The following is a 287-nucleotide window of genomic DNA, read 5'->3' as shown; positions in this document are numbered from 1 at the left end:
AAAATGGCGGAACTGACGGGATTCGAACCCGCGATCTCCTGCGTGACAGGCAGGCATGTTAGGCCTCTACACCACAGTTCCATAGCAGTTTACATTCAAAAGTTAATTGGTTGCGGGGGCAGGATTTGAACCTGCGACCTTCGGGTTATGAGCCCGACGAGCTACCGAACTGCTCCACCCCGCGATAATATTAGGTACTGCTTTTTAAATAAATGGTGGAGGCTGAGGGGCTCGAACCCCCGACCCTCTGCTTGTAAGGCAGATGCTCTCCCAGCTGAGCTAAGCCT

At 53.0% G+C, this 287-nt stretch carries 2 tRNA genes; both read right to left on the bottom strand.

The window, feature by feature from the left end:
- Positions 1-4: 4 nt before the first annotated feature.
- Positions 5-81 (bottom strand) — tRNA-Asp (locus ACUYLD_RS25610).
- A gap of 26 nt (positions 82-107) precedes the next feature.
- Positions 108-184, bottom strand: a tRNA-Met gene (locus ACUYLD_RS25605).
- Positions 185-287 lie beyond the last annotated feature (103 nt).

The organism is Paenibacillus sp. SER-28, from assembly GCF_052906305.1.
Note: the sequence above shows the minus strand (reverse complement) of the source record. Positions and strands in the feature narration are given on the sequence as shown.